Consider the following 4,281-nt stretch of genomic DNA (forward strand, 5'->3'; position numbering starts at 1 on the left):
GAACTACGCCGAGGCCGAGGCAGCTGCTGAACTGATTATGACCGGGTCAGCAACCCCTGCTCAAATGGGAGCCTTTTTTACCGCGGAACGCATCAAAATGGAGAGTGTTGACGAGCTGGAAGCATTCGTTAATGTCTGTCGTAAATATTCCCATCGCTTTCCCATGCAGGGAGGTATTGATTTCGCCGGTCCGTACGATGGTAGGAAGTCATCTTTTATGGCCACCTTCGCAACCGCCTTTCTACTTGCCTCGAACGGAATACCTGTAACGATGCATGGTAGTACACCTCTCCCTCCCAAATGGGGGGTTACACTCCCACTTTTGTTACAAGAGATGGGGGTAACATCTGCGGATATGACCCACGAAACTGCCATTCATGCCGCGAAGCAGACAGGTGTGCTTTTCGTCGTTTCCGAACAATGGTGCACGCCCCTGCGAGAACTGCGACCTATTCGCGAAGAGTTGGGGCTTCGCACATTACTGAACACAACCGAGAAACTGATGGATTACGGTTCTTCCCCGTATATTGTATTTGGCGTTTTCCACAACACCGTGTTCGACAAGACGGCGAAAGTCATGCAGAAGCTGAATTATCGCAGGGCACTGATCGTACAGGGAAGCGAAGGATCAGAGGACCTGTTCATTGATCGACCAACCCGGACTTACCTGTTTGCTAACGGTGAGGTGTCACTCCAGGTTATAGATCCCGAAATGTACGGGTTGGATTCGGTAGTGCCAGAACACAACTGGACTCCTGCTGAACAGCTACGTGTATCAGAGGAAGTGCTGCAAGGCACAGCCCCTACAGCCTTCTCGAATCAAGTGTTGCTCAACGGTGCGGTCCGACTGTTCGTCGCAGGGCGAGTCGACTCCATTGAGGAAGGCTTGTACACCTGCAAACCGTTGCTAGAAAATGGACGCGCCTGGGAATTGTACTGCCGCTGGCGTGAAGCTATGTTGAGTAAAGAAATAAAAACGGGAGTCGGCACATCCGAAACCCGTTCACGTTTATAAAGCCAGCATTATATAGTCGTACTCTAGAATTGGGACCACTCCTCGTTATGTCCCCTGTTTGCAGATACAGCTAGACGAAGGGGCCGGATGTGTACAGCAGCCGTTTTGAACCCAGGCATCCGGCAGAACGGATCAAGGTCGGGGCGGGTCGCCTGATTTACATTTTGTGCCCCGCCCCAATGCATAGGTACGAAAATCGTATCTTCGCGAATATTCGGCCTGATCCGGCTGCGGACAGTAAAGCTGCCGCGCTGGGATGTTATTTCCACCCACTCCCCATCCCTGATATACCAGCGCCGCGCTGTACGCGGATGAATTTCTACATAATTCTCAATCTCACGCGCGGCCAGCGAGGGGCTTCTGCGTGTTTGCGCACCAGTCAAATAGTGAGTCAGCACACGGCCATTCGTTAAAGTAAGCGGATATTCCTCGGATAACTCCTCTCCTGCTCCCCAGCTTTCAACCACTGTAAAAACAGCCCTTCGGTCGGAAAGAGCAAAGCTTTCCCGAAACATCATATCCATACCAGCTTTATCCGTAGCTGGGCATGGCCAATATACCCCTTCCTCACGACGCAACCTGTCATAAGTGATCCCGTAATAATCAGCAAGACCACCCCGGCTAGCGAATCGCAGCTCTTCAAAGATATCCTCTGCATCCTTATACGCAAAGTAGCCACCCTTGTTCAGTCTTGCAGCTATCTGGCATAAAATACTCCAGTCATCTCTAGCTTCGCCCGGCGCTAGACGTACCGCTTCCCTTAGCAAAACGCGGCCTTCCAGATTAGTCATCGTCCCCGTATTCTCCAAATAAGACGTTACAGGCAAAACAACGTCGGCCAGCCGCGCCGTTTCAGTGAGAAACATATCGGCCACAACCAACAAATCCAGCTTTTTCAGCGCATCCTCCACCAGTCGGACATTCGGGTTAGATACAATCGGATTCGAGCCCATAACGAACAGAGCCTGGATTCCTCCCTGATGAACAAGCTCCATCATCTCATAGGCCGACACTCCTTTACCTGGCAAACTACTTGGGTCTACTCCCCATATGGATGCCACATAGGCGCGGTCTTCTTCGTTCTCAATCGATCTGTAACCTGGAAGCTGATCAGCCTTTTGACCGTGTTCTCGCCCACCTTGCCCGTTTCCCTGACCTGTGATGGCCCCGTAACCGCATCCTTCCCTTCCAATCTTTCCAGTGGCCAGCACGAGATTAAGTAATGCACGCACCGCCATATGTCCATCGATCTGCTGTTCGACACCCCTGGCCGTAAAAACGATACCCGTCTCCACACTGCCAAAGGCACGTGCTGACTGCTGAATCATGTCTGCCTCAATTCCGCACAGCGCAGCCGCTTCGTTCAGATCCAGTTCATTCAAATGAGTCAATAGTTGGTCATACCCATTGGTCCGCTTGCGGATAAATTCTTCATTTACCAATCCCTCATCCACAATGACCTTTAGCATGGCATTCGCCAGCACAGCATCCGTACCTGGTCTGATTTGCAGATGCAGATCGGCGATTGCCGCTGTAGGTGTAGCGCGCGGGTCAATTACGATAATAAATGCACCATTTTCCTTCGCTTGGTGAAAATAAGGCATTAACGTCGGCTGACATTCAGCGATATTCGTGCCTGCAAGCACAATACAACGAGCTAACGGAATATCGGCCAGCCTGCAAGTCAGTCCGCGATCCACACCAAACACTTTGCTGCCAGCGGATGCTGCTGCCGACATGCAAAAGCGCCCATTATAGTCAATATAGCACGTTCCTATAGCCACTCTGGCAAATTTCCCGAGTAAATATGCCGTTTCGTTCGATAGCGAGCCTCCGCCGTAAATGCCAATTCCGTCAGGACCCTGCGTAGACAGCAGTGAAGAGAAACTACTAGCTACAGCATCCAGTGCTTCTTCCCACGGGACCGGAACAAGCCTGCCTCCTTTGCGCATGAGAGGCTGTGTCAGCCTTTCTGGATGAGTTGCATGCTGATGGGCATTCATACCTTTGATGCACAACCTGCCTTGCGAGGCTGCATTAGGTTTTCCTTCCGCTTTATAGACCGTTCGAACAATACCTGCGAGTGCCTCCGTTTCCGTACTGATGGTCATCTTACATTGTACGCTGCAAAATGGACACTGCGTCTCCACTAGAGGGGCGACGTATTGACCGACTTTCAGCTTGTTTTCTCCTGACTGACACATAAAATTACCCTCCCCCTCCATACGTCGCAATGTTATCTTCTTCACATACGAATCTATCGCTACAATCCCCACTCCATCCGTGAACCTGTCGACATATCGGAATCCGTTAACCCGTCAACATATCGGACCGCAGGCTACCCGTCAGCTCATTTCGCAAAGCAGCATCGAGTACATTTTCCCGCAGCGCTAGAATGCCAGTCCGTTCAATCCATTCCCACATTTTCTCCCCGTACCGCGCACTATGCCTGTAAATTTGCAAACAGGTTACAACCATCAGCACCACTTCTTCCGGATTCTCCTCTAGTCCAAGCAGCAGCCCCTGACGAACCGGATGCTCCGCATGTCCACCGGCATACACCTCCCAACCTGCTGGCGATCTGGAGATACCCATGTCATGGACAAGCACCCCACCAGGATACTCCGAACCTGGACTAACAGCTACCTCAACCGGTGACGGTAATGAAAGACTTCCCCATACTGCCGCCAGCCGCTCTCTTAGCCAGATCACCCCACCAAAAGTCTGATCCATCGGGGCAGTACCGACACTCCCCTGACGTTCAGCATTCAAATTTGCAAAACTCAGGCTCACAGGACCCGTTTCCCCTTCGTATGGTGCAGTGGGCCGAATCACAACGCCTGCACTCAGCTGTTCTGTCGCTGATCTCTCCCGCAATCCTAGAGATTCCAGATAATAAAGGACAGCCGGACGACATAATTCACACCCCTGCTGTCTGGTCCAACCGAGACGGGAGATCACTTCCTCTGGAGTTCGACAGACTTTATCCACCATCGCGATCTTTAGCGAATCATGATCGTAAAATGTACAACCACACACAGGAACAACTTCTTGAATAGTCGTAGCTACCACAGGTTCGGAAACTGTCACTCGGGACAAACCATTTTTGACCAGTGCAGCCACTAACGGTCGGCAGCCTCCGCAGGAGCTGGATGCTTTGGTTCGGATCTTCACCTCTTCTACCGTTTTCAGCTTATCCGTGGCGATTGCCCGCAAAATATCTCCCTTGCTCACGCCGTTGCACGCGCATACCGTCTCTCCTTCCG

At 51.6% G+C, this 4,281-nt stretch carries 3 protein-coding genes; 1 reads left to right on the forward strand and 2 read right to left on the reverse strand.

The annotated features are described in order from the left end of the window. A partial coding sequence (locus AC5V8P_RS23855; RefSeq protein WP_495473936.1) for an anthranilate phosphoribosyltransferase occupies positions 1 to 1,015 on the forward strand: 1,015 nt, incomplete at its 5' end. A 23-nt stretch (positions 1,016 to 1,038) separates the two neighbouring features. Here AC5V8P_RS23855 and nasC read toward each other — a convergent pair. Together nasC and AC5V8P_RS23865 are read right to left on the reverse strand one after the other, a co-directional pair. Next, the gene (gene nasC / locus AC5V8P_RS23860; RefSeq protein WP_064796279.1) at positions 1,039 to 3,219 is read right to left on the reverse strand and encodes an assimilatory nitrate reductase catalytic subunit NasC; all 2,181 of its coding nucleotides are present in this window, start codon (positions 3,217 to 3,219) and stop codon (positions 1,039 to 1,041) included. Between the two features lie 106 nt (positions 3,220 to 3,325). Then, on the reverse strand, positions 3,326 to 4,281 hold a 956-nt coding region (locus AC5V8P_RS23865), incomplete at its 5' end, for a (2Fe-2S)-binding protein (protein ID WP_495473937.1).

It is taken from the genome of Paenibacillus sp. N119s (assembly GCF_059447605.1).